This window comes from Paraburkholderia sp. BL25I1N1 (genome assembly GCF_003002025.1).
In the GTDB taxonomy this organism is placed as follows: Bacteria; Pseudomonadota; Gammaproteobacteria; order Burkholderiales; family Burkholderiaceae; genus Paraburkholderia.
In genome coordinates this window covers 107,753-131,684 of record NZ_PVZB01000005.1, presented here as the reverse complement: position 1 = coordinate 131,684, position 23,932 = coordinate 107,753, and the positions used below count along the sequence as shown (strand labels likewise).

Annotated in this window: 20 protein-coding genes; 8 read left to right on the top strand and 12 right to left on the bottom strand. The window is 64.2% G+C overall.

The window, feature by feature from the left end; genetic code table 11:
- Positions 1 to 92: 92 nt before the first annotated feature.
- Genes B0G73_RS09235 through hemC form a run of 3 tightly spaced genes read right to left on the bottom strand, consistent with a single transcriptional unit; the run spans position 93 to position 4,332 of the window.
- A complete protein-coding gene (locus tag B0G73_RS09235; RefSeq protein WP_106280002.1) occupies positions 93 to 1,283 on the bottom strand; it encodes a heme biosynthesis protein HemY in 1,191 nt (396 codons plus the stop codon).
- A gap of 2 nt (positions 1,284 to 1,285) precedes the next feature.
- Entirely contained in the window at positions 1,286 to 3,304 is a 2,019-nt protein-coding gene (gene hemDX / locus B0G73_RS09230; protein WP_106280000.1) for a fused uroporphyrinogen-III synthase HemD/membrane protein HemX, read from the bottom strand.
- Positions 3,304 to 4,332, bottom strand: coding sequence for a hydroxymethylbilane synthase (gene hemC, locus B0G73_RS09225; protein WP_106279998.1), 1,029 nt, complete (start codon positions 4,330 to 4,332; stop codon positions 3,304 to 3,306). Before hemC ends, hemDX begins: the two co-directional genes overlap by 1 nt.
- 413 nt (positions 4,333 to 4,745) lie before the next feature.
- On the opposite strand from hemC, the gene ppc reads away from it, so the two are divergent.
- Positions 4,746 to 7,961 carry a phosphoenolpyruvate carboxylase gene (gene ppc / locus B0G73_RS09220; RefSeq protein ID WP_106279996.1) on the top strand — a complete coding sequence of 1,072 codons (3,216 nt, stop codon included), beginning with the start codon at positions 4,746 to 4,748 and terminating at the stop codon, positions 7,959 to 7,961.
- 72 nt (positions 7,962 to 8,033) lie between these two features.
- On the opposite strand, the gene B0G73_RS09215 is transcribed toward ppc, so the two are convergent.
- Entirely contained in the window at positions 8,034 to 8,786 is a 753-nt protein-coding gene (locus B0G73_RS09215; protein WP_106279994.1) for a class I SAM-dependent methyltransferase, read from the bottom strand.
- A gap of 155 nt (positions 8,787 to 8,941) precedes the next feature.
- On the opposite strand from B0G73_RS09215, the gene B0G73_RS09210 reads away from it, so the two are divergent.
- From B0G73_RS09210 to B0G73_RS09190, 5 genes are all read left to right on the top strand, one after another.
- The gene (locus B0G73_RS09210) at positions 8,942 to 9,754 is read left to right on the top strand and encodes a helix-turn-helix transcriptional regulator (RefSeq protein WP_106279992.1); all 813 of its coding nucleotides are present in this window, start codon (positions 8,942 to 8,944) and stop codon (positions 9,752 to 9,754) included.
- A 159-nt stretch (positions 9,755 to 9,913) separates the two neighbouring features.
- Positions 9,914 to 11,320, top strand: coding sequence for an argininosuccinate lyase (gene argH / locus B0G73_RS09205; protein ID WP_106279990.1), 1,407 nt, complete (start codon positions 9,914 to 9,916; stop codon positions 11,318 to 11,320).
- A 367-nt stretch (positions 11,321 to 11,687) separates the two neighbouring features.
- Positions 11,688 to 12,224 carry a TonB family protein gene (locus B0G73_RS09200; protein WP_106279988.1) on the top strand — a complete coding sequence of 179 codons (537 nt, stop codon included), beginning with the start codon at positions 11,688 to 11,690 and terminating at the stop codon, positions 12,222 to 12,224.
- A 507-nt stretch (positions 12,225 to 12,731) separates the two neighbouring features.
- Positions 12,732 to 14,039, top strand: coding sequence for an MFS transporter (locus B0G73_RS09195; RefSeq protein ID WP_106279986.1), 1,308 nt, complete (start codon positions 12,732 to 12,734; stop codon positions 14,037 to 14,039).
- A gap of 116 nt (positions 14,040 to 14,155) precedes the next feature.
- Positions 14,156 to 14,335: a hypothetical protein gene (locus B0G73_RS09190; protein WP_106279985.1), complete on the top strand. Its 180-nt coding sequence runs from the start codon at positions 14,156 to 14,158 to the stop codon at positions 14,333 to 14,335.
- 53 nt (positions 14,336 to 14,388) lie between these two features.
- Here the strand turns inward: B0G73_RS09190 and B0G73_RS41160 are convergent, their stop codons facing one another.
- Together B0G73_RS41160 and waaC are read right to left on the bottom strand one after the other, a co-directional pair.
- Complete coding sequence (locus B0G73_RS41160; protein WP_012432108.1) at positions 14,389 to 14,523, bottom strand: hypothetical protein; 135 nt, start codon at positions 14,521 to 14,523, stop codon at positions 14,389 to 14,391.
- Positions 14,524 to 15,230: 707 nt separating this feature from the next.
- Positions 15,231 to 16,235, bottom strand: coding sequence for a lipopolysaccharide heptosyltransferase I (waaC, locus tag B0G73_RS09185; RefSeq protein WP_106279983.1), 1,005 nt, complete (start codon positions 16,233 to 16,235; stop codon positions 15,231 to 15,233).
- Positions 16,236 to 16,446: 211 nt separating this feature from the next.
- Here waaC and B0G73_RS09180 point away from each other — a divergent pair, with 211 nt between their 5' ends.
- Positions 16,447 to 17,868 (top strand): chloride channel protein, encoded by a 1,422-nt coding sequence (locus B0G73_RS09180; protein ID WP_106279982.1) that lies wholly within the window; start codon positions 16,447 to 16,449, stop codon positions 17,866 to 17,868.
- Positions 17,869 to 18,111: 243 nt separating this feature from the next.
- Here the strand turns inward: B0G73_RS09180 and B0G73_RS09175 are convergent, their stop codons facing one another.
- From B0G73_RS09175 to map, 6 genes are all read right to left on the bottom strand, one after another.
- Positions 18,112 to 18,423 carry a YXWGXW repeat-containing protein gene (locus B0G73_RS09175; protein WP_106280436.1) on the bottom strand — a complete coding sequence of 104 codons (312 nt, stop codon included), beginning with the start codon at positions 18,421 to 18,423 and terminating at the stop codon, positions 18,112 to 18,114.
- 314 nt (positions 18,424 to 18,737) lie between these two features.
- Entirely contained in the window at positions 18,738 to 18,992 is a 255-nt protein-coding gene (gene minE, locus B0G73_RS09170) for a cell division topological specificity factor MinE (RefSeq protein WP_012432104.1), read from the bottom strand.
- Between the two features lie 14 nt (positions 18,993 to 19,006).
- Positions 19,007 to 19,822: a septum site-determining protein MinD gene (gene minD / locus B0G73_RS09165; RefSeq protein WP_006048490.1), complete on the bottom strand. Its 816-nt coding sequence runs from the start codon at positions 19,820 to 19,822 to the stop codon at positions 19,007 to 19,009.
- Positions 19,823 to 19,925: 103 nt separating this feature from the next.
- Positions 19,926 to 20,774 carry a septum site-determining protein MinC gene (gene minC, locus B0G73_RS09160; protein WP_106279980.1) on the bottom strand — a complete coding sequence of 283 codons (849 nt, stop codon included), beginning with the start codon at positions 20,772 to 20,774 and terminating at the stop codon, positions 19,926 to 19,928.
- Between the two features lie 222 nt (positions 20,775 to 20,996).
- Positions 20,997 to 21,530: a GNAT family N-acetyltransferase gene (locus tag B0G73_RS09155; RefSeq protein ID WP_106279978.1), complete on the bottom strand. Its 534-nt coding sequence runs from the start codon at positions 21,528 to 21,530 to the stop codon at positions 20,997 to 20,999.
- A gap of 199 nt (positions 21,531 to 21,729) precedes the next feature.
- On the bottom strand, positions 21,730 to 22,515 hold the full coding sequence (gene map, locus B0G73_RS09150) for a type I methionyl aminopeptidase (RefSeq protein WP_106279976.1): 786 nt from the start codon (positions 22,513 to 22,515) through the stop codon (positions 21,730 to 21,732).
- 402 nt (positions 22,516 to 22,917) lie between these two features.
- Between map and B0G73_RS09145 the strand changes: the two genes are divergently transcribed.
- The gene (locus B0G73_RS09145; protein WP_106279974.1) at positions 22,918 to 23,898 is read left to right on the top strand and encodes a ferritin-like domain-containing protein; all 981 of its coding nucleotides are present in this window, start codon (positions 22,918 to 22,920) and stop codon (positions 23,896 to 23,898) included.
- The last annotated feature ends 34 nt before the right edge of the window (positions 23,899 to 23,932 follow it).

The following is a 23,932-nucleotide window of genomic DNA, read 5'->3' as shown; positions in this document are numbered from 1 at the left end:
CCGCAGCATCCGCTGCGGCCATCCACTCATCAACCCGCAATTTCACGCTTTCAAAGCCACGCACCAGGAACAGACGCGCCGCTCAAAAAACCTCAAACAATATTCATCGCCAGCGCACTTTCACGATAATGCTGGCTCGCCTTATCCGCATCGCCGAGTTGCTCGTGCAAACGCGCCAATGCACGATGCGAGCGAATCTTCAGCGTCTCGTTGTCCGCGAGTTTCAACGCGCGCTCAAGGAACGACTGCGCCTTGCCCCACAACTGCTGATGCAGACACAAGCGCCCCAGCGCGAACATCAAATCCGCATCTTCCGGACGATCCTTCTGCCACCCTTCGGCTTTCTGAATCAGCGGTAACGCGTCGCCGCCCGCCGTATCGGGATAGCGGCGCAGCAGGCGCGCATCCCAGTTTTGCGCGAGCGCTTCCTCGACGATCTTGCGCGCTTCCTGCGGACGATTCAGCGCCACCAGCAACTCCGCAGCAAGATCTGCGAGACGCGGCGAATGACGCTCAGTAGCCGACAACGAATTCCACAACTCCAGCAGCGCATCGGCATTGTGACGCCGGTCACGCAACAGGTTTTCCGCCGCGAGCTGGCGCAAACGCACCGCCACCGCCGGATGAATCGCCTCACGCTTTTCCAGCGTCTTGACCAGCTTGAGCACTTCGCCCCAGTTCTTCAATTGCTGCTGCGCGCGCAACATGATCTGCTGCGCGTGGATGCGCCGCCCGCCCTGTGATTGCATCTGCGTCAGCGCGGTCAATGCGCCGTCCGCGTCACGGCCGTCAGCGCGCATGTCGGCGGTGGCCATCAGACGTGCATCCTGCCAGTCGGCCTCGTTGATCTGCGCGAGCCACTCGTCGCGCCGCGCATATTCGTGCATGCGATGCGCCGCCGTAGCCGCGATCAACCCGGCCGCGCCCTTGTTATCGCCATTCGCGAGCGCGTCTTTGGCGGCTTTCTCCGCACGCGAAAAACGCCCGGCGTACAGATTGCCGATCGCGTCACGCAACGCGGCATGCGCTTTCGCGACACGCGAGCGCGCGCGATAAGCGGCCACGCGCTGTGGCATGCGCCAGATATTGCGGAAGATGCGCAACAGTGCATAGATCAGGATGAACAGCACCACCAGCCCGACCACGAACAGATTCAACGATATATCGACGCGGTACGGCGGATAGATCAGCAGCACCTGGCCCATGTCGAAGCGCCCGACCACCGCCAGCACCACCGCGATGACGAACAGCAACGCAAGCCATAGAAGTCCCCGGATCGCCATGATTAACCTCGGCTCCGGTATTGATTGACGGCCTGCAGGCTCGTGTTCAGATTCGGCAGTTCGACGGCGGCCGAGCCCGCTTCCACCTGCTTGACGAGATCGGTCACGGTCTGCGTTTTCTTCGACGAGTTGTCGAAGTAACGCGTGAGCGCATTCTGCGCCGCCTGCAGGTCGGACTTCAGCGTGGTCTCGTTGCGCGACAGCAAGGCGAGACGCGCCGACAGCAGACGCAGCTTGAGATTTTCGCGCACGAAGTAGCCCTGATCGGGCGTGACCAGCATCGCGTCGGCGTTGTCGATCCGGCGCACCTGCACGAGGCTCGTCAACTGCTGGCCGATGCCGGTGCTCACTTCACGCCACCACACCTTCCAGCGCGGCTCGCCGGTGGCCGCGGCCACCTTGGCCGTGTCGGCCCATGTCGCGGCTCGCGGCGTGGCGTGTGCGATCGGCGCTTCACCCGAAAGCGGCAGGTTGTCGACCTGGTCGATCGCGTTGTCGAGCTTGATGGCCATGCCCGTGAGATCGGTGGAAGGCGCGGCCTTCAGCTTGTCGATGTCTTGCGCGATGGCCTTGCGCACGGCGACCGCTTGCGGGCTGTCCGATGCGGCGAGACGCGTGTCGGCGCTTTGCAGCGCGAACAGCGCGAGCTGCGTGTTGCCGGTGAGCTGCAACTGCTGGCTGGCGGCCGAGAGCATCTGGCCGACTTCGGCGAGCGTCCAGTCGTCGCGATTGCGCGCGAGGTCCGCGTATTGCTGTTGCAGCGCCTGCTGCGAGGTTTGCGCATCGGCGAGCTTGCCTTCGAGTTGCGCGACCTGCGACTCCGACTGATGCACCGTGGCGAGCGCCTGCTCGGTCTTGATGCGCAGTTCGTTGGTCTGCGTGTCGTTGGTTTGCTGGCGCTGTACGATCTGCTGCTCCGTGCGCTCGACCTTGCGATTGAGCGCATAGCCGCCCACGCCCGCGGCGCAAGCCATGATCACGACGACAAACCACAGCAGCGGTCCGCTCGCGCTATGGCGCTTTTGCGCTTCGTAGGGCGTGAAGGGTTGATTCGGCGGCAACGCAGTGGTCGCGGCCGGCTGGGGTGAAGCGTTCGTGGATGCGTTCGTTTCAGTCATGCGTGATTTAGCCGGTGAATGAGCCGGATTGGACGATACCGGTTGGACGACGGGCGGGACGGCGGCAATCAAGGCACGGGCAATGCGGTCATCTCCCGCGCCGGACACCGTCATGCTATCAAAACCCAATGCCCGCGCGGTCTGCGCGATACGGGGATGCGGCGTGACAAGCGCGGCGCGTTTGAGCTGCGCGATCTCGTCGGCGGTGAGGTGGTCTTGCGCCAGTTCGTGCAGATTGCGCACGCCTTCGGAGCTGGTGAGCAGCCACGCGTGCGGCTCGCCTGCGAGCAACTCGTGCACGCGCGCCCAGGCGCCGATCGACGGTTCCGGCACGAGGCGCCGGTATGCCGCGACCGTGTCGACTTCGGCGCCGGCTTCGCGCAGCCGTTCGGCGAGCCATTCGCGGCCGCCGTCGCCGCGCACGATCAGCACGCGCTTGCCTTCGAGACTGGTTGCGCCAAGCGCCGTATCGATCGCGGCGAACAGACCTTCGGAATCGAAGCGCGCGGTGTCTTCATCCGAACCGGCCGGCGGGCTGATTACGTTGTACGCCGGCGCGGCGACACCATGGCGCGCGAGCGCCTGCACGCTGCCCGGTCCGACCACACCGATCGGCAGCGCATGCGGCCAGATCGCGTCGCTATGGGCGAACGCATGATCGACGGCATTCGGAGACACGAACACGACGAGCGCATAGCGTTCGAGCGACGCCAACGCGGCGCGCAAGGGCGCGTCGTCGGTGACGGGCGCGATGTCGATCAGCGGAAAGTCCAGCGTGGCGATGCCGGCGGCGGCGAGCCGCGCGATCAGTTCGTTCGACTGACCGGCCGGTCGCGTAATCACGACCGTGAACGCCGCCTTGGCGACGGGTGAAGGAGTGTTGCCTGGGATATCGGCCGCCATCACTCGCCGGTCGCCGCGCTGTCCGCCGCGCCGTGTTCCGCCGTGCCCTGCTTCGCCGCGGCGGGACCGCTGGCGGTGCTGAGCGCGCGCACGATGTCCATTGCGCCCTGCTGTTCAAGCGCGTTCGCCACTTCCTGGCCGAGCGCGACCGCGCGTTCGACGCTAGGCGCCGGCGCCGACGCCTGCGCGCTCAGCACGCGTTGCCCGTCCGGCGTGGCGACGATGCCGCGCAGATGCAGCGCGCCGTCGCGCCACATGGCATACGCGGCGAGCGGCACTTCGCAACTGCCGCCGAGCGCGCGCGAGACCATGCGCTCCGCTTCGACGGCGGCTGCCGTGTGGTCGTGATGCAACGGTGCGAGCCATGCAGCAAGGTCGGCGCGATCGGCGCGAATCTCGATGCCGAGCGCGCCCTGGCCCGCTGCGGGCAGGCTGTCTTCAGGATCGAGCAGCGCGCGGATGCGCTCGCCCAGACCCAGACGCTTCAAACCGGCTGCGGCCAGAATGATCGCCGCGTAATCGCCGCGATCGAGTTTCGACAGACGCGTGTCCAGATTGCCACGCAGCGGCCGCACTTCGAGATGCGGGTAACGCATACGCAGCATGGCCTCGCGGCGCAGGCTGGAAGTGCCGACCACGGCGCCGGCCGGCAGTGCCGCGAGCGAGTCGTAATCATTGGAGACCAGCGCGTCGCGCGGATCTTCGCGCTCCATGATGGTGGACAGCGCAAAGCCTGCGGGCAATTCCATCGGCACGTCTTTCAGCGAGTGCACGGCGAGGTCGGCACGGCCGTCGGCGAGCGCGGCTTCCAGTTCCTTCACGAAGAGGCCCTTACCACCAACCTTCGACAAAGTGCGATCGAGAATTTGATCGCCACGTGTTGTCATTCCGAGGATTTTTACGTCACAAGATGGATATAATTTGTGCAGCGCACATCGCACATGCTCCGCTTGCCACATGGCCAGGCGGCTTTCTCGCGACGCAATCACAAGCGTGTGGGGTGGCGTGGAAAACGTCTCGGTGTTCATTAGCTTGCTGATCGAATGACGGGATGTAATAACAAACAATGTTAGCACGCGGCCTTGCGTCCCAAGACGCAGCCAGGCACCGTGCTGAAGCGGTATCGATAGAGGAGACGGGCTTCGCGCGGTGCGCGCCTGCCCCATCCCGGCATGTTCACGCACGGTCGTTCGCGCACCGGGCCGCCGCATGCGGGATGATGCGATGCCGTCTGACATCGCTCAGGTGCCGCGGGTGCCTCGAACGAGTGTCGTGCGAACGCGCGGCACCGTTCTGGCGCACAGCCTCCTCTCAGGCGTATCGCCATCGGCGCATACCGTTTCGCGCAGTTCCCTTTGCAGTTCACGTTGCAGTTCATAGTGCAGTTCCGCAGTAGCAGTTCATCACTCAACAGACCCTGGCTTCCCTGAGGAAACCCATCGTGACGTCTTCCGGATCGGCGCGCCCTGCCCGCCGCAACACTGCATCGCCCAACGCTCGCGCGGCCGACGCCGCCCAGCCCGCCGCTTCTGCCGCCGCCTCGGCCACAAGCGCTGCTGAGTCCACATCGGTCAAACGCGCCGGCAAACCCGCTCAGGCTGCTCACGCCGCCAAAGTCGGCAAGGCCGCCAAGACCTCCGCGCCCGTCAAGACGGACAAGGCCGTAAAGGCAGTCAAAATGGATAAGACGACGCAAGCCGCGTCCGCCGCCAAGACGCAAAAAGCCGCCAAGGGCGGCTCCGTGAAGATCAAGGTCGTTGCCGACACGCCGCAAGCGGCCGCCCTGCCGGCCGTGCCGGAGGAATCGTCTTCGCCGGCTTCCGCTTCCGCGCCGAAGAACAATGGCCGCACGCGCGAAGACAAGGACCATCCGCTGTTCCAGGACATCCGCTATCTCGGACGCCTGCTCGGCGACGTGCTGCGCGAACAGGAAGGCGACGCGGTGTTCGATGTCGTCGAAACGATCCGCCAGACCGCCGTGCGCTTTCGCCGCGAAGACGACAGCGCCGCCGCGCAAACGCTCGACAAGAAACTGCGCTCGCTGAGCCCGGAGCAAACGGTCAGCGTGGTGCGCGCGTTCAGTTACTTTTCGCATCTCGCGAACATTGCTGAAGACCGCCACCGTAATCGCCGTCACCGGATTCACGAACTGGCCGGTTCGACTTCGCAACCGGGCACGATTGCCCATGCGCTCGAACGGCTGGTCGAAGCCAACGCGGCCGCCACGCCGGTCCTGCAACAGTTCTTCAACGACGCGTTGATCGTGCCCGTGCTCACCGCGCACCCGACCGAAGTGCAACGCAAGAGCATTCTCGACGCGCAGCACGACGTCGCGCGCCTGCTCGCCGAACGCGATCAGCAGTTGACCGACCGCGAGCGCGCGCACAACGAAGCGATGTTGCGCGCCCGCGTCACGTCGCTATGGCAAACGCGCATGTTGCGCGATTCGCGCCTCTCCGTGGCCGACGAAATCGAGAACGCGCTGTCCTACTACCGCGCCACTTTCCTCTCTGAAATCCCGGCGCTCTACGCCGATATCGAGGAAGCGCTCGTCGAGCACGGCATCGACGCGCGCCTGCCGCCGTTCTTCCAGATGGGCAGCTGGATCGGCGGCGACCGCGACGGCAATCCGAACGTCACGGCCGAGACGCTCGAAAACGCGATTACCCGCCAGGCCGCGGTGATCTTCGAGCACTACATGGAGCAGGTGCACAAGCTCGGCGCGGAGTTGTCGGTGTCGAACCTGCTGGCCGGCGCCAGCGACGCCCTGAAGGAACTCGCCGCCGCCTCGCCCGACCAGTCGCCGCATCGTACCGACGAACCGTATCGCCGGGCCTTGATCGGCATGTACACGCGGCTCGCCGCGAGCGCGCGCGTGCGCCTCGGCGAAGGCAGCGTGCCGGTGCGCAGCGCGGGCCGCGGCGCAGCGCCGATCCGCGCCACGCCGTACGGCGACTCGGCCGAATTCGTGCGCGACCTGCACGTGCTGATCGATTCGCTCGCCGAGCATCATGGCGCGCCGCTCGCCGCACCGCGTCTGTCGCCGCTCGCGCGCGCCGCCGAAGTGTTCGGCTTCCATCTGGCGAGCATCGACTTGCGCCAGAGCTCCGACATTCACGAAGCGGTGATCGCCGAACTGCTCAAGCGCGCCGGCGTCGAGGACGACTACGCGGCGCTCACGGAAGAAGACAAGCTCAAGGTGCTGCTCGCCGAACTGGCGCAGCCGCGTCCGTTGCGCCTGCCGTACGCGGACTACTCCGATCTCGTGAAGAGCGAACTCGGCGTGCTCGAGGAAGCGCGCATCACGCGCGAGAAATTCGGCGCGCGCGCGGTGCGCAACTACATCATCTCGCACACGGAAACCGTGAGCGATCTGGTCGAAGTGATGTTGCTGCAAAAGGAAACCGGCCTGCTGCACGGCCGTCTGGGCGACGCGAACGATCCGGCGCAAGCGGGCCTGATGGTGATCCCGTTGTTCGAGACGATCCCCGACTTGCGCAACGCGCCGCACATCATGCGCGACCTGATCGCGCTGCCGGGCGTCGACGCGCTGATCGAACATCAGGGCAACGAGCAGGAAGTGATGCTCGGCTATTCGGACAGCAACAAGGACGGCGGCTTCCTCACGTCGAACTGGGAGTTGTACCGCGCCGAACTCGCGCTGGTGTCGCTCTTTAACGAACGCGGCGTGACGCTGCGTCTGTTCCATGGACGCGGAGGCACCGTGGGCCGTGGCGGTGGTCCGACCTATCAGGCGATTCTGTCGCAGCCGCCGGGCACCGTCGACGGCCAGATCCGTTTGACCGAGCAAGGCGAAGTGATCGCCAGCAAGTTCGGCAATCCGGAAATCGGCCGGCGCAATCTGGAAACGGTGGTCGCCGCCACGCTCGAAGCGTCGTTGCTGCCGCACGGCATTGCACCGGCGCAACTGCCCGCGTTCGAGGAAACGATGCAGCAGTTGTCCGACGCGGCGATGGCGTCCTACCGCGCGCTGGTCTACGAAACGCCCGGCTTCAAGGAGTACTTCTTCGAGTCGACGCCGATCGCGGAGATCACCGAGTTGAACATTGGCAGCCGGCCGGCCTCGCGCAAACTGCAAGATCCGAAGCAACGCAAGATCGAAGATCTGCGCGCAATTCCATGGGGTTTCTCATGGGGCCAATGCCGGTTGCTGCTGACCGGCTGGTACGGTTTCGGCAGCGCGGTGGCCGCGCATCTGGACAGCGCGCCGACCGACGCTGAACGCAAGACCCGTCTCGCGCTGCTGAAGAAAATGCACAAGACGTGGCCGTTCTTCGCCAACCTGTTGTCGAACATGGACATGGTGCTGGCAAAGACCGACCTCGCGGTCGCCTCGCGCTACGCCGCGCTGGTGTCCGACAAGAAGCTGCGCAAGCACGTGTTCGAGCGGATCGTCGCGGAATGGGAGCGCACGTCGAAGGTGTTGTCGGAGATCACCGGCAAGGGCGAACGGCTCGCGGAGAACCCGCTGCTCGCGCGTTCCATCAAGAATCGCTTCCCGTATCTCGATCCGTTGAATCACTTGCAGGTGGAGTTGCTCAAGCGTCACCGCGCCGGCGACACCAACGCGCGCGTGCGGCGCGGGATTCATTTGAGCATCAACGGGATTGCGGCGGGCTTGCGCAACACGGGCTAAGCACGCACGCGGTTGATTGCACGCCTTTGAGCACACAAGCCGGGCGCGACGCTGTTCGTCGCGCCCGGCTTTTTATTGTGCCTCGATCATCAACGCGTCCAGCTTGAAAGAGCCGTCTTCCTGCACGTCGAAATATTGGCGGACTTCGTCCGGCGAATTCGCCCACATGGAACGAATCGCCACCACACGCGCTTCCGGCGTGCGCATGCGCGCCACCCACGAGCTGAACTCGATGTCGATACGCCAGCGCTCGCGAATCGATGCTGTAAAGCCTGCTGCCGCAAACAATGCGAGCCACTCGTCGGCGCGGTAATCGCGAATATGCGAGCCGTCGCGCAACAACTCAATCGCCTGAATATGCGTGTCGAGCAGCGGATGATCGCTGCCGGCGATATCGATGAACAGCACCTTGCCGCCCGGCTGCAACACGCGCCGTACTTCGGCGAGTGCGAGCGGCACGTCGTGCCAGTGATGCGCGCTCATCCGGCTGATCACCCAGTCGAACGAATGGTCGGCGAACGGCAGCACTTCGGCCGCGCCTTGCTGCGTGCGGATATTGGCAAGACCGCGTTCTTTCGCGGCGCCTTCCACCGTCGCCAGCATTTGCGGCGCGATGTCGTAGGCGACCACGGCTTGCGCGTGCGGCGCGACCGCGAAGCTCGCATGGCCGGCGCCACAACCCATGTCGAGCACCGTCGCATTCGGCGTCGCCGCGATCGATTCGGCCAGCGTCCGCAGATCGGCGCCGGTGGCATGGGTCGGGCCCGTCAAATAGGCGGCGGCGGTCGAGCCAAAGGCGTCGGCGACCTGATCGTGATGCTTCATGGGAGGCTCCGGTTAGGTATTTGGGGCAGCGCTGGAAGCGCGTTGTGCGATTCCAGCCGTTACAATAGGGCCGGCTGTGTACCGGTACAAGTTAAGCGATTATTCTGGTATCGCCATTACCTCCCTGCCTTCGTCGACCTATTTGCCCGCTCAGCATGACCACGCCGTCTTCCGCCGACAACCCGCCGCCGCTCGACGCCACCCCGGCCCGCGCGCTCGGCGACTTCATCCGCGCTCACCGTGAGCGGCTCTCGCCGCAAGCGGTCGGCTTGCCGCCGGGTCCGCGCCGCCGCACACCGGGATTGCGGCGCGAGGAAGTCGCGCAACTGTGCGGCGTGAGTCCGACCTGGTACACGTGGATCGAACAGGGGCGCCCGGTCTCCGCGTCCGCCGACGCGCTCGCGCGCATCGCCGTCGCGTTGCAACTGTCGCGGGCCGAACGGGCGTATCTGTTCGAACTGGCCGCCCAGCGCGACCCGGCTGAGCCCGATCCGGCCGCGGCCGATGCGCCCGCCACCTTGCTGCAAACCGTGCAGCTTGTCAGTGCGCCGGCCTATGTGCTCGACCGTCAGTGGAATGCACTCGCGTGGAACGAGCGTGCCACGGACCTGTTCGTCGGCTGGCTGGACGGCGCGCACGACCGCAATCTGCTGCGCTATACGTTCACCGAACCGGCCGCGCGTGAGCTGATCGTCGATTGGGAAACGCGCGCGCGGCGACTCGCCGCCGAATTCCGCGCCGATTCGATCCGCCATCTGAACGACGCGCCCACCCGCGCGCTGATCGACTCGCTCACCGCCGCGAGCGACGCGTTCGCGCGCTTCTGGGCCTCGCAGGACGTGGGCGGCCGCGAAGGCGGACGGCGCGAGTTCAACCATCCGCGCGACGGCCGTATCGTCTACGACCAGATCACGTTCAAACCCGCGCATCGCGAAGATCTGAAGCTGGTAGTGCTGGTGCGCGAGTAGGTGATGGGAAACGCCCGCGGCGCACGGCGTCTTTAAGCCTCCCGGCGAGTGTTAAAATCCCTGTCTTTCCTCGCTTCGGCGTCACTTTTGCACGGCATGTGCATTCGCGTCGCCAGCCTCTTCACCGCTCGCTCAACTGCCGCTTAACTGCCCAACACCATGACGTCCCAACTGCACAAAAAAGGCGAAGCCTGGTCGGCTCGCTTCTCGGAGCCGATGTCGGAACTCGTCAAACGCTACACGTCGTCGGTTTTCTTCGACAAGCGTCTGGCGTTCGTCGACATCGAAGGGTCGCTCGCGCACGCCTCGATGCTGGCCGCGCAAAAGATCATCGCCGCCGACGACCTCGCCGCGATCCAACGCGGCATGGCGCAGATCAAGGGCGAAATCGAGCGAGGCGAGTTCGAGTGGCAACTCGATCTGGAAGACGTCCACCTGAATATCGAAGCGCGCCTGACCGCGCTGATCGGCGACGCCGGCAAGCGCCTGCATACCGGCCGCTCGCGTAACGACCAGGTGGCGACGGATATTCGCTTGTGGCTGCGCGGCGAGATCGACCGGATCGGCGGTTTGTTGACGGAATTGCGCACGGCCCTGCTCGACATGGCGGAGAAGAACGCCTCGACCATCATGCCGGGCTTCACGCACTTGCAGGTGGCGCAGCCCGTCACGTTCGGCCATCACCTGCTCGCCTACGTCGAAATGTTTTCGCGCGACGCCGAACGCATGATCGACTGCCGCAAGCGTGTGAACCGCCTGCCGCTGGGCGCGGCCGCGCTCGCCGGCACCAGCTATCCGATCGATCGTCACGCGGTGGCGAAGACTTTGGGCTTCGACGGCATCTGCGCGAACTCGCTGGACGCGGTGTCGGACCGCGACTTCGCGATCGAATTCACGGCGGCCTCGGCGCTCGTCATGACGCACGTCTCGCGCTTCTCCGAAGAGCTCGTGCTGTGGATGAGCCCGCGCGTCGGCTTCATCGATCTGGCGGATCGGTTCTGCACCGGCTCGTCGATCATGCCGCAGAAGAAGAACCCGGACGTGCCCGAACTCGCGCGCGGCAAGACCGGCCGCGTGAACGGCCATCTGATCGCGCTGCTCACGCTGATGAAAGGCCAGCCGCTTGCGTACAACAAGGACAATCAGGAAGACAAGGAACCGCTGTTCGACACCGTCGATACGGTTGCGGATACGCTGCGCATCTTCGCTGAAATGGTCGCCGGTATTTCGGTGAAGCCGCAAGCCATGCGCGACGCCGCGCTGCAAGGCTTCTCCACGGCAACCGATCTGGCCGACTACCTGGTCAAGCGCGGCCTGCCGTTCCGCGACGCGCACGAAGCGGTGGCGCTGGCCGTGCGCGTCTGCGCGGATCGCGGCTGCGATCTGGCGGATCTGACGCTCGAGGAAATGCGTCAGGAACTGCCGAACGTCGCGCATCTGATCGGCGAAGACGTGTTCTCGTATCTGACGCTGGAAGGCTCGGTGGCGAGCCGCAATCATCCGGGCGGCACGGCGCCCGAGCAGGTGCTCGCGGCGGTGAAGGCGGCACGTGAAGCGCTGAAGTAAGCGGACGCGCGGCATGCGGTGAGCGCGCATTCTGCGCTCGTCTCGTGCTTGGGTCCTGCACGCAGCTTGCGGATATAAAGGCGAACTCGCTATCGGGTTCGCCTTTTGTTTTTCGCGCCGCACGCACTCCCGCGAACCGCGCCGCAAAAAAGAAAGAGCCCGCGCGAAGCGGGCTAAATGAAAGACTTCCACCGATGCCTCTCGAAAGAGGCCATCGAAGTGTAGGCGTGTTTTCGCCGCCAACCAATTCGCTCATATTTCCGCCTATTACGGTCGGTTGGACCACATAGAGCGGGCGAACGCCAATTGCTTCCTGGCGGATTTTGACTACCATCAAATCAGGCTCTGTCTTTGTGGTTCCCTGATCATGTTCACTCGCACGCGTCATCTTCGCCATTGCAACGGACGCTGCGTTTGCAGCGTCGGCGTACGGCCCGCGCATGTGCGCGGCATGCTCCTCGTCGCCGGCCTGGTCATCGGCATGGCTGGCTGCACCATCACACCACCGCCACGCGCGAGCGTGCCGACGCCCGCGGCCGCCATCAACAGTGCGACGCTCGACCAGTACCGCGAGGCCGTGGCCAGACGCATCATCGAACGCAATCCGTCTTACGTGCTGCGCGGCACGCCACAAGCGATGCTGCGCTCGCTGGTGGTCGTGTCGTTCACAGTGGATGGCAATGGCCATGTGCTGGAGTCAGCGGTGTATCGCACCAACGGCGACGACGAAGCCGAAAGCACCGCGCTCGCCAGCTTGCGGCGCGCCGCGCCGCTGCCGCAACCGCCGGGCAAATTGCTGAACGGCCGAGGCCAGCTCGAGCTATTCGAAGACTGGCTGTTCAACGACAACGGCAAATTTCAGCTCCGCGAGCTCGCCTCGCCGCAAGCGCAGACCATCGATTGAACGCGGTTCGTGTCGTCCAAAGCGCGCGGCAAAACCAGCGCTGCCTTGCTGCGGCGCGGCCGCGCTCGCTATAATTTTCCGATTCCCCGCGCCGGAGCCGTCCGGCATGGCTCACCCCGCCCGCTCACCCGCCGGCGCGGCATGAGCCCGATTGCAGCGCCGCCGCGCCATCCGCGAGCGCCGCCTGCTCGATGCATGATGCGGCCCGCCGTTGCCCGGATCCCAAAACATCCCGGCTCCGCGCCGCACCGGCCGCCCCGCCTTACCTCGCCCGCCGCACGCCTCCCGCCTGGTTATTGCCCTGGTATGGCCGCTTTCGCGGGCGAACTTCGCCGGCTGCCGTTGTAAGCTGTTGCTTCGTTGTTTGCGTCGCCTGCGTTACACGAGCCGCCCGCCGGCCCGCGGACAAAGCGAGGCCCACGAATTTGAACAAAGATGCCGTCTTCACACGCACCACCGGCTCACGAACCGGGCGTCCGGCGGCATCACGACATAGGGAGACCCTGCATGTCCACTTCGCCGATTTCCGCGGCCCAGCCCAATGCGGCCGGGCAGAACAAGAGTTCGCGGATCATCTTCGCGAGCTTTATCGGCACCGCGATCGAGTTCTACGATTTCTACGTCTATGCGACCGCCGCGGCGCTCGTCATCGGACCGGTGTTTTTCCCGCATGGCTCGGCGACGGCGCAGGCCTTGTCGGCCTTCGTCACGTTCGGCATCGCCTTCGTGGCACGGCCGATCGGCTCGTTCCTGTTCGGCCATTTCGGCGACCGGATCGGCCGTAAATCGACGCTGGTGGCGTCGCTGCTGGTGATGGGCGTGTCCACCACGCTGATCGGTTTCGTACCCGGCTACGACTCGATCGGCAGCCTCGCGCCGATCCTGTTGTGCATCTTGCGCTTCGGCCAGGGTATCGGCCTCGGCGGCGAATGGGGCGGCGCGGCATTGCTCGCCACCGAGAATGCGCCGCCGGGCAAACGCGGCTGGTTCGGCATGTTCCCGCAACTCGGGCCGTCGATCGGCTTTCTTGCGTCCAACGGCCTGTTCTTCGCGCTCGCGCTGTCCCTGAGCGACGAGCAGTTCCGCAGCTGGGGCTGGCGCGTGCCGTTCCTCGTGAGCGCGGTGCTGGTCGCGCTCGGTTTATACGTGCGCCTGAAAATCGCCGAGACGCCGGCATTCCAGGCGGCGATCGAACGTCAGGAACGCGTGAAGGTGCCGATCGCCACGCTGCTGTCGCAACACTGGGTGCCGACCCTGCTCGGCGCGCTCGCGATGGTCGTCTGCTACACGCTGTTCTACAACGCCACCACGTTTTCGCTGTCGTACGGCGTCTCCGTGTTGCATATTCCGCGGCCGACGTTCCTCGGTCTGCTGTGCATCGCCGTGGTGTTCATGGCGCTCGCCACGCCGCTGTCGGCCTGGGCCGCCGACCGCTATGGACGCAAGCCGGTGCTGATCGTCGGCATCATCGCGGCGATTCTGTCGGGCTTCACGATGGCGCCGTTGCTCGGCAGCGGACAGACGTCGCTGGTGCTGCTGTTCCTTGTGATCGAACTGTTTTTGATGGGCGTGACGTTCGCGCCGATGGGCGCGCTCCTGCCGGAGTTGTTTCCCACCAATGTGCGCTATACCGGCGCCGGGGTGTCGTACAACCTCGGTGGGATTCTCGGCGCGTCCGTCGCGCCGTATATCGCGCAGATGCTCGCCGCGCGCGGCGGGTTGCCATGGGTGGGCGCGTATGTGTCGATCGCCGCGGCCGTCAGCATGATCGGCGTGCTGTGCATGCGCGAAACACGCGACACACGGCTGATGTAACGCGAGGAGCGCCCTTCGCCAGCCGAGCATTTGCTGAGTAAATTCCCTGCCTTGCGCGTCTTTTTGACATGCCTATACTCGACTCAAATAACCCTTCAGGCAGCAGGGAGGCAGGGATGAACGTTCACCTTCACAACGCGGACGTCGTGATGATCATTGCACTGGCGTTGCTCTGTTCGCTATTGCTTGCATTGCGCTTTCGTCCGGCGACATGGAAAGGCATCGTGGTGGAAGCGCTAGCTGCGAATGCCGCGGCCATCGCCGCGGTCATCGCGTTCGAAATGCTGCTGGCCTGATGCGGACGGGTGCCGCGGCGCCATCGCAGGCGCCGCGGCCTCGGTCAGTTGGATCACCGGTAGTAATAGCCGCCGTGATGATAGTACCCACCGCCGCCGTAGTAGCCCGGCGCGGGCGCGACGATGCAACCACCAAGTGCCGTTGCGAGCAACGTGCCTGCGATCAGGCTGAGGATCAAGCGTTTCATTGTTGTTCTCCATCGTGTCAGAGTGATTCGAGCCGAAACCCCGAATGACTCGATTGAACACGACGGCGCGCTGCGCGAGCGTTGCGATTTGTAAGGGAAAATCACCAAGGTGTTACATGATCGACGCGCGTCACGCACTGCGCTCGAGGCGCGATCACGTCGAATTCACATCGGAGGAAATCACCGCCTATACTGGTTTGAATGTGCCGGTACGACGCGTGCCTTGCTGGCGGCGCATACGCGGCGCAAGGTGAATCTGCCGGACAAGGTGCCCACGAAGGCATGCAGCGCGCCGTCGCCTTGGTCACGCGAATAATGCGTGAATGGCCAAGTCGGCGCTCAACGAAAAGCGACAGATTTAACAGGCGTGTAATGCGCGGCGCCTTTTGAATTTGCGGCTGCGGGGAAGCTTAGGTGCTGCACGAAACCGTGTGGACATTCGCACCCTATCCCGCAGATGAACCGGAGATGCACCCCGGCCAGTCGCCAGGCGGCGGTCGTCGCGTCGACACCGAGCGTGTACGCGATGTCACCGCTCAATGCGTAGCCGAATGTATTGATTGCAGCGATTCCTCTCCGCCCGCTGTTCCCCGACACGGGCGTTTTCGGAGGCGTTACGAGGCGGCGCTCGGTTGTTTGAGCGGACTGCGCGTCGCGCCTCTTTTCTTTTCGAGCAAACGATTGCGCAAGCCGTCGGGACGCCGCGTTCAGACGGCTGTGGACCCGTGCTGCGCCGTCACGTCGTGCGCCTCGGTGTGAACGTAGTCGATCGCCTCGAGCGCTGCGCTGATGGGCGGCACCGACTGGCCGTCGCCGATGGAGACGGAGCGATATGGCGATTCAATGCCGTAATGCGACGGCGGTGTCGCCACGAAGATCATCACCGTGCGCTTCTGCAGCGCGTGCGCAAGGTGGACGAAGCCCGTGTCGGTGCCGACCACGAGCGAGCACGCGTCGATCATCTGCGCGATTTCCGTCACGCTCATTTTCGGCAGGACGGTCGCGCCCGGCAGTTGCGATGCGATCTGCTCCGCTTCGAGTCGCTCGCCTTCCGAACCCCACGGCAGCACCAGTTGAAAACCGCGCTGCGCGAGTTCGCGGCCGATCGCCACCCAATGGCTCACCGGCCATTTCTTGTCGTCTTTCGAGGTGGCGTGAAAGAACGCCGCGACCGGCGCGCCGTTCGCCTCGAACGGAAGCGTGGCCGGTTCCGGCAAGCGCAGATTGAAGACCGCCGGGCCTTCTATCTCGTAGCCGAGTGCCTCGCCCGCGCTGATGCGCATGCCATGCCACGCATTGCATTTCGGACGCGGGCCGAATCGGCCGGTATAAGCGAACGCCGCGCCCTGCTCGCCGAGATCCGGCGCCCGGTAGCCAATGCGTCGCGACGAGCGCGCCAGAAACGCAATGATCGCGCTCTTGTACACGCCCTGAATGTCGAGGATGAAATCGTAGCGATAGGCGCGCAACTCGGCGATGGACGCCCAGATCGACTTGAAATCGGCCCAGCGGCGCGCTTTCTTGAAGCGGCGCAAAGGCGCGCACAACACGCGGTCTACATTCTCGCTCCAGTGCACGACTTCGGCGAATGCTTCGTCCGCGGCCCAATCCACCTGAACGCCGGGAAACGCGCGCTTGATATCGGCGACCACGGGCAAGGCTTGCACGATATCGCCGAGCGAAGTGACCTTGACGATAAGGACGCGCTTCATTGAGGACCTGTGAGTTGTTCGGACATCACAGTATTTTAGCCGACGAATCCGATAACCTTTGCCGAATCGGACATCGCGCCTTTCGGTCATTACTACGGCGGGTTACGTTCAGCGGCTGACACGCAGCCCTTTTACATCATTTCAGAATACTTTCACACAGGTGATGGGCGCGGCGCGACTTATACTGCACCCTTTTGCGCCACACACGCTCATGTCCCGGCCCATCCCGATCCGATCTTCCGCCATCGTTCGACGCGCGAGACGACTGTGGCGCCAATACGGCGTCTTCTGGCTCGGTGCGATCGCAGTCGGGCTGACCGCCGTGCTGTACGCAAGGCTGATCGACTGGGGCTACAACGAGTTTCGCTCCGTGCAGCAACGCCATGTGTGGGCACCGCTGATCATCACCCCCGCGGTCGCGGCGCTCGCCGTCTGGCTCACGCGCAAGTTCTTCCGCGGCGCCGAAGGCAGCGGCATTCCGCAGGTCATCGCCACCCTTCACTCCCGGACGAGCGAATACGGGTCACGGCTGCTCACCTTCCGGATTCTGTTCGGCAAGATCGTCGTGTCGTTTCTGGCGATTCTCGGCGGCCTCACGATCGGCCGCGAAGGGCCGACCGTGCAGGTCGGCGCCGCCTTGATGTTCAATCTGCGACGGCTGTATCCCCGCTCGAATGCGCTGATCGAACGGCAACTCGTGCTGGCCGGCGCGGCGGCGGGCTTGTCCGCGGCGTTCAACACGCCGCTCGCCGGTATCGTGTTCGCGATCGAGGAATTGACGCGCAGTTTCGAGGCGCGCGCGAGCGGCGTGCTGATCACCGCCATCATCATCGCCGGCGTGATCGCGCTCGGCTTGAATGGCAACTACACCTATTTCGGCACCATCCAGATCGGCGCGCACTTTCCTAATGTGCTGGCGCTCGCGGTGTTGCTTACGGCGATCGTCACGGGCCTCGCGGGCGGTTTGTTCGGCTGGCTCCTGCTGAATACCGCGCGCTGGATTCCGGCGCCGCTGCGACAGTTGCACAGCGAGCGGCCGGTCGCGTTCGCCGCCGTGTGCGGTTTCGTGATCGCGGTGGTCGGCCTGATTTCGGGCGGCACGACCTTCGGCAGCGGCTACGCCGAAGCGCGCGGTTTGCTCGACGGCCACGAGCAGTTGTCGGTGTTTTACCCGTTCATGAAGATGATTTCGATGGTCGGCTCCTATTTGCCGGGCATTCCAGGCGGCATCTTCGCGCCGTCGCTGTCGATCGGCGCGGGCTTCGGCGATCTGCTGCACCGGGTGTTCGACTCGATGGACCTGCCGATGCTGATCGCGCTCGGCATGGTCGGCTACCTGGCCGCCGTCACGCAGTCGCCGATTACGTCGTTCGTGATTGTGATGGAGATGATCAACGGCCACGCTTTGGTGATCTCGCTGATGGCCACCGCGTTGATTGCGAGCCGCGTGTCGCGTCTCTTTGCGCCGCCTCTGTATGAGTCGCTGGCCGCGCGCTATATGACGCCGTTGCCGCAACCCGCGCCCGCACCGACGCCGGAAGTGCCCGAGGTCGAAGCGCCCGGGCAGCCCGTTGCGCAAGTCGACGGTGAGCCGCCCGTCGACGACGCCAACGGCAGCGCACCGCGTCAGTAGACGACGACGGCCGGGGCGCGCAGATACATCGGCCGCGCCGGCACGACGACGCAGCCGGCCAGCATGACCGCCAGCACGGCGATCAGAAGCAGATTCTTTTTCATCACAGGGTTTCCTGAAGCGCGCGCGGGCGAGCGCTACGCCGAACGCGCGGCGCGGTGCATGCATTTGTCCGTGCTTGTCGAAACGGAAGGGATGGCATGCGCGGCACTCGCCGCGCCGTGCATGCCGAAGCACATGGCGTTACGCCCAGTGGCCTTCAACCCAGTGATAATTCGGGCCGTGCGCGACCCAGTGGCCCGGCACCCAGTGATAGCCGACACGCTCGGCTTGCCAGTGACCGCCGATCCACACATAGCGGCCGTGATCCCAGCGCCAATGACCGTGATCCCACACGTAGCCGACGCGCGACGCGGGCACTGCTTCGTAGCGCACCGGCGGCGGCGCGGACGGCGCGATCACGACGACTTCCGCGGCCGAAGCCGATGCCACGGCGGCTGCGCCGGCGGCGATCAATACGGTGTTGGCAAGCAGCAAACGAAAGGTCTTGTTCATGTTATCCCTCTGTAGATAGGCGCCGAAGGCGGCGTTATCCATTTAATGCGCGAGGGGACGCAGCGGCTGACCGTGGGCATGTAACGCCACACGCCGAAGTGCAACGGATTATTTCGACGCGCCGCTGACGCGCGCGAGAAAGCCCATGCATGCCCATGCGCACGAACACAGAGGGGAATTAGGAATGACAAAGAGGCACAACGGAGCGGCGCACTCGCGCGCCGCCCTGCATCACGTCATCTCGACGCAACGCAGCGAAGCGCGCAGCACGTCATAAGAAACCGGCCGCGAGACGGAACAGACCTTTTAAACGATCAGGCCTGCGGTATTTCGATCTTGACCTCGAGCACTTCGAGATCGTCCTGACGTTCGAGGCTCACGCGAATATCGTCATGGGAAATCTTCACGTACTTCGAGATCACGGCCACCAGTTCGCGTTGCAACGCAGGCAGGTAATCGGCAGGCGCATGGCCGCCGGCGCGCTCATGCGCGATGATCAACTGCAGGCGTTCCTTCGCTACCGACGCGGACTTCTTCTTCTCGCCCAGCAAAAACGAAAGAATCGACATTACGTGCGCTCCCCTTACTTGGTGCCGAAGAGGCGCTGCAGCAGCCCGGGCTTCTGGTAATCGGTAAAGCGAAGCGACTTCTGCTCGCCGAGGAAACGCGACACGACGTCTTTATAGGCTTCGGCCACATCGGTACCGTCCAGATGCACCGCCGGCAAGCCCTGGTTCGATGCGTGCAGCACCGCTTCCGATTCCGGAATCACGCCGATCAGGTCGATGCGCAGAATTTCCTGGATATCGGTCAGCGACAGCATTTCGCCTTCGCTGACGCGCTTCGGGTTGTAGCGGGTGATCAGCAGGTGTTCCTTGATCGGCTCCTTGCCCTCGATCGCGCGTTTGGTCTTCGACGACAGAATGCCGAGGATGCGGTCCGAGTCGCGCACCGACGAGACTTCCGGATTCGTCACGATCAGTGCTTCGTCGGCGAAATGCATGGCGAGCAGCGCGCCCGATTCGATACCGGCCGGCGAATCGCACACGATGAATTCGAAGTCCATCGCGATCAGGTCGTTGATGACCTTCTCGACGCCTTCCATGGTCAGCGCGTCTTTGTCACGCGTTTGCGAGGCCGGCAGGATGAACAGGTTCTCGCACTTCTTGTCCTTGATGAGCGCCTGGTTCAGATTGGCTTCGCCCTGGATCACGTTGATCAGGTCGTACACCACGCGGCGTTCACAACCCATGATGAGGTCGAGGTTACGCAGGCCGACGTCGAAGTCGATCACGGCGGTTTTGCTGCCACGCAGAGCGAGGGCTGATGCAAAACTCGCGCTCGTGGTCGTCTTGCCCACGCCACCCTTGCCCGAAGTCACCACAATGATTTTTGCCATTACCCTTACCTTGTGTTCGTCAAATTCGTCAATTATGTGCGGCCATATTTGCCGTGAAACGCCGCGTGCATCGGCTTGATCGACGCGGCGCGCTTCACGTCGCTTAGGTGAGCCGCAGCGGTTCGATCATCAACTTTTCTTCTTCGAGCCAGATCTGCACCGGCTTGCCGAGCACGTCGGCCGGCAAAGGGTTCTCAGTCGTTCGATAGATGCCTGCGATCGAGATGAGTTCCGGCTCGAGACACGTGCAGAAAATGCGCGCGTCGTGATTGCCCTGCACGCCGGCCAAAGCCCGGCCGCGCAGCGGCGCGTAAATATGGATGTTGCCTTCCGCGATCACTTCCGCGCCGTAGCTCACGAGGCCGAGCACGACCAGGTCGCCCTTGGCGTAAATGCGCTGACCGGAGCGCAGCGGCTTGTCGACCACCATGGTTTGCGACGACGTGGCGAGACGCACCGGTTCCGCGGCGGGAGCCGGTTCGACGGCCGCGGCCGTGGCTGGCGTGCCGTTCTCCGGCGCGGCGGCTGCGAGCTCGAACAGATCGGAAGGCGGCGTGGCCGTCGCGGCGGTGACAGCCGGCGCGGCTGCGGCAGCGGTGTCTTCGTCTGCGGATTTGGGAGCGTTAGCGGCGCCGCGGCGGTCACGCGCTTCGAGCAACGGCAGCTGCGACTCCGCCGCCCACGCCTGCTGCGCGTTGGCGACCACGCCAACGGGGCGCATGCGTACGCTGTCGAGCAGTTGCGCGATGTCGGCGAGCGGCACACGTTCGTTCTCGGCGAGACGGCGCACGTCGATCGCGACGACGTCGTTAGCGAAAAATTCGGGGGTCGCCTCGAAGCGCCGGGTCAGTTCGGCACGCATGGCGTCGAGGTCGGTTGTCTTGACCACGAACAGGAGCGTGTCGACAGAGCCGCTGCGAAGTTCGAAAAAGGGCGATTTCTTGGGCGACATAGCGTTCGGCAAAAAATTTTGCGTATTTTACAGGCGTCGACGCGCGCGGCCAGCTTTTTCGCCGGGAGAACGGGCCACCGCCATCACGACGCGCTCCCGCACCGGCAACGCGACGGCCTTGCAGCGGACGTTCAGGCCGCGCATCGCGCCGACAAACTGGCGACCGACGCTGAAGAGACGCGGAAGGGAATCGAGCGGCAGACTGTCGCGCCGCTCGCGAGATCACTGCTGAAACACCTGGGACGTGGTCGGCACATGGCGCACCAGCAGGCTTTCCGCCTGGTCCGGTGCTCGCGTGACGCGACGGTGCTCGCCGGTCGGGCCGAAGCCGAGCGCCTCGTAAAAGCGCATGGCATTGCGGTTGGCGTCGGCGACCCACGCGTAGATTTCCGTGGCGCCTTCGTTCGCGAGCCAGGCGGCGGCCGAGTCGACCAGCAGCTCGCCGCCGCGCAAATGACGCACGGCCGGGGCCACCCACAGTTCGCAAACGAATGCGCGGCGCGCCGCGGTATCGTCGAAGTACGCTTCGATCAGTCCCGCCGGATGGCCCTCGGTGTAGAGAATAAAGGTGGTGGAGGTGAAGGAAACCGCATGATCCGCGGCGGTGGCGTCGAAACTGGCGGCGTCGGCCGACAACGCGTCCTCAAGCGTGGCGCCGAAGGCATACGGTGCCTCCCGCAGCGACGCAGTACGGAGTTCGCGGAAAACAGCGCCCTGATCAGCGGCGATACGGCGAACGGTCAATGACGGACTCATGCAGACGAAAACCCCTTGAAACCCTAAGGCGTAGCTTTAACCGAACCGGCGCGAGAGTCAAATCATTCTTTACCGGAACAGGGTATGCGCCGCAGGAACTCCCCTCGGGAAGCGACATACGGAGCGTATCCCGACTCAGCAGCACGTTACGCGCCCAGCTCCGGCGCAAGTGGCCGGACGCGGTACGCGCCACGCGGGGTCATGGCGCTTCGTAGCTACCGGTGCCGTCCGGCCACGGTGTCAGGAGTTCATAGCCGTCGTCGGTGACGGCGATCATGTGTTCCCATTGCGCCGACAGCGAACGGTCCTTGGTGACCACGGTCCAGCCGTCGCGTTGCACCGCGGTGCCGGCGCGGCCGGCGTTGATCATCGGCTCGATCGTGAAGACCATGCCCGGCTTCAGACGCACGCCCTGCCCCGGCTGGCCGTAGTGCAGCACTTGAGGATCTTCGTGGTAGACCTTGCCGATGCCGTGCCCGCAATAGTCGCGCACGATCGAGAAGCCGTCGCGCTGCGCCACCTTCTGAATCGCATGGCCCACGTCGCCGAGCGTGGCGCCCGGCTTCACTTCGCGGATGCCGGCGAGCATCGCTTCATAGGTCGTGTCGACCAGCTGGCGCGCCACCGTGCTCGGCTGGCCGACGCAATACATGCGGCTCGTATCGCCGAAGTAGCCGTCCTTGATGATCGCGACGTCGATATTGATGATGTCGCCGTCTTTCAGGATCTCGGCGCGATTCGGGATGCCGTGGCACACCACTGAGTTGACCGAGGTACACACCGTCTTCGGAAAACCCAGATAGCCGACATTTGCCGGAATCGACTTTTGCGTATTGACAATGTAGTCGTTGCACAGTGCATCCAGCTCGTCGGTGGAGACGCCGGCCTTGACGTGCTCGCCGATCATCGCCAGCACATCGGCCGCGAGGCGGCCGGAAATGCGCAGCCTGGCGATGTCGTCGGGAGTCTTGTAGGTAATAGCCATGAATTCGGTCGATATGGGTCGAATGGAAGGTCGATGTTCAATCGATCGGCCAATTGTACAGAGGATCGCAGCCGATCCTCCGCGAGCCGCGCCAAACTTGCCGGACGAAACGATCCGCGGCGATGTCGGGCGGCATGCCCGACCAGCTCCTCACATGCAGCGCACTTCATGCTGCACACGCGAACAGAAATCTTTTGCGGGGTTTGCATCTAGCCGAGTATTCGCCCCGTAAAGGCGAATGAGGACTCGCTCTTCTCCCTTGATCATTTAGTTCTTCTCAGAAGAACGGAGGCCTCTTTGCGTCCGCGATTTTGCGTCTTTGCAGCGCGAGAGCAACGGCTGTCCCCGCGTGTGCGCCGCGAGTCCGCGGCATCCGCAGCGAACCATTTGAGGAGCATCGCCATGTCGGAGTCCAGCACTAAATCAGCATTCCTTATTGATGCATTCGATCGACGCGCCACGCGCCGCCTGCAACGCAGACAGTTCTTTCGCAACGCCGGCGGCCTGAGTCTGGGACTTGTCGGCGGCACGCTGATCAGCGCGTGCGGCGGGGGCGGCTCGGTTTCGAACGTGTCGGCCCAGAGTGCGCCGACCGACGCGGAAATCCTGAATTTCGCGCTGAATCTGGAGTACCTCGAATCGCAGTTCTATACGTACGCGACGACCGGCGCCGGGCTCGCCGCGAGCATGACGGCCGGCGTCGGCACGATGGGCACGGTGATTCCGGGGCAGCAAGTGCCCTTCCAGGATCCGGTGGTGAAGGCGTACGCCAACGAGATCGCCAACGACGAGCGCGAGCACGTCACCTTCCTGCGCAGCGCGTTGGGTTCGGCCGCGGTTGCCATGCCGGCAATCGACATCGGCGGCACGGATCCGAACGGCGCGTTTTCGAGCGCGGCGCGCGCTGCGGGCCTCGTGCCTGCCGGCGCCCCGTTCAACCCGTATGCGAACGACAACAACTTCCTGCTCGGCGCGTACATCTTCGAGGACGTCGGCGTGACGGCTTATAAAGGCGCCTCGCCGCTCATCACCAACAAGACGTTTCTCGAAGCGGCGGCCGGCATTCTCGCGGCCGAGGCGTATCACGCCGGGTTGGTGCGCACGGTGCTGTACTCGAAAGGTATCGACATGACGGGTCTCGTCACGGCCGCCAATGCGATTTCGGCTGCACGTAACAGCCTCGATCATAACGGCCACGACGATCAGGGCATCACCGGCGCGACCGCCGGCACGTCCAACATCGTGCCGCTGGACAGCAATGGGCTCGCATTCAGCCGCAACTACAGCAACGTCCTCAACATCGTCTATCTGACGAGTTCGGCGGCGACCAAAGGCGGTTTCTTCCCGAACGGCGTGAACGGTTCGCTGAATATGAGCGTCTGAGCTGCGTTACGCGTTGTGTCAGTTGCACCGGCAT

Coding starts and splice junctions, on each gene's coding strand:
- B0G73_RS09200 (WP_106279988.1), top strand. CDS start 11,688: ATGTTCACTCGCACGCGTCATCTTCGCCATTGCAACGGACGCTGCGTT.
- B0G73_RS09190 (WP_106279985.1), top strand. CDS start 14,156: ATGAACGTTCACCTTCACAACGCGGACGTCGTGATGATCATTGCACTG.
- argH (WP_106279990.1), top strand. CDS start 9,914: ATGACGTCCCAACTGCACAAAAAAGGCGAAGCCTGGTCGGCTCGCTTC.
- B0G73_RS09235 (WP_106280002.1), bottom strand. CDS start 1,283: ATGGCGATCCGGGGACTTCTATGGCTTGCGTTGCTGTTCGTCATCGCG.
- B0G73_RS09175 (WP_106280436.1), bottom strand. CDS start 18,423: ATGAACAAGACCTTTCGTTTGCTGCTTGCCAACACCGTATTGATCGCC.
- B0G73_RS09145 (WP_106279974.1), top strand. CDS start 22,918: ATGTCGGAGTCCAGCACTAAATCAGCATTCCTTATTGATGCATTCGAT.
- map (WP_106279976.1), bottom strand. CDS start 22,515: ATGGCTATTACCTACAAGACTCCCGACGACATCGCCAGGCTGCGCATT.
- minD (WP_006048490.1), bottom strand. CDS start 19,822: ATGGCAAAAATCATTGTGGTGACTTCGGGCAAGGGTGGCGTGGGCAAG.
- minE (WP_012432104.1), bottom strand. CDS start 18,992: ATGTCGATTCTTTCGTTTTTGCTGGGCGAGAAGAAGAAGTCCGCGTCG.
- B0G73_RS09180 (WP_106279982.1), top strand. CDS start 16,447: ATGTCCCGGCCCATCCCGATCCGATCTTCCGCCATCGTTCGACGCGCG.
- B0G73_RS09155 (WP_106279978.1), bottom strand. CDS start 21,530: ATGAGTCCGTCATTGACCGTTCGCCGTATCGCCGCTGATCAGGGCGCT.
- B0G73_RS09210 (WP_106279992.1), top strand. CDS start 8,942: ATGACCACGCCGTCTTCCGCCGACAACCCGCCGCCGCTCGACGCCACC.
- B0G73_RS09215 (WP_106279994.1), bottom strand. CDS start 8,786: ATGAAGCATCACGATCAGGTCGCCGACGCCTTTGGCTCGACCGCCGCC.
- minC (WP_106279980.1), bottom strand. CDS start 20,774: ATGTCGCCCAAGAAATCGCCCTTTTTCGAACTTCGCAGCGGCTCTGTC.
- B0G73_RS41160 (WP_012432108.1), bottom strand. CDS start 14,523: ATGAAACGCTTGATCCTCAGCCTGATCGCAGGCACGTTGCTCGCAACG.
- hemDX (WP_106280000.1), bottom strand. CDS start 3,304: ATGGCGGCCGATATCCCAGGCAACACTCCTTCACCCGTCGCCAAGGCG.
- hemC (WP_106279998.1), bottom strand. CDS start 4,332: ATGAACACCGAGACGTTTTCCACGCCACCCCACACGCTTGTGATTGCG.
- B0G73_RS09195 (WP_106279986.1), top strand. CDS start 12,732: ATGTCCACTTCGCCGATTTCCGCGGCCCAGCCCAATGCGGCCGGGCAG.
- waaC (WP_106279983.1), bottom strand. CDS start 16,235: ATGAAGCGCGTCCTTATCGTCAAGGTCACTTCGCTCGGCGATATCGTG.